Below are 369 nucleotides of genomic sequence, written 5' to 3' on the forward strand. Positions count from 1 at the left end.
CTTATCCATGCAGATCCTAAATCCCTGCAAAACCGGGGAAAATCACGGCGCCAACCGTGACCCCCAACGAACCCCCTACAGTACCAACTGGAGGGGGTTTTTTAATGCCCGATGGCTTGGGCAAATGCCTGCTCAATCTGGTGTTCGGTGAAGTCCGTAGTGCCCGTTAATGGAAAGTCTCCCAAGAAGAATACGGAGCGAAACGGCAGAGTCCCCGGAACTGGTTTTTCATCCCACACCAAGAGCCAGTCCAGATGGTCAAACGCTGGGTCTTGGAGCGACATGGCATAGAGCCGGGCATCATCTGGCGTCCAATCCGGGAAGATGTGTCGAGGCCCTACCACTGATCGCTCAGCATCGTAGAAAGCA

At 54.5% G+C, this 369-nt stretch carries 1 protein-coding gene; it reads right to left on the bottom strand.

Annotated features, from left to right (window positions below; all coding sequences use genetic code 11):
• Positions 1-101 precede the first annotated feature (101 nt).
• Positions 102-369, bottom strand: a 268-nt coding sequence (locus tag GHO03_RS24815; protein ID WP_218574338.1) for a hypothetical protein, incomplete at its 5' end; no start/stop codon positions are given.

Origin of the sequence: Pseudomonas sp. FSL R10-1339, from assembly GCF_009600545.1 — a bacterium.
In the GTDB taxonomy this organism is placed as follows: domain Bacteria; phylum Pseudomonadota; class Gammaproteobacteria; order Pseudomonadales; family Pseudomonadaceae; genus Aquipseudomonas; species Aquipseudomonas bubulae.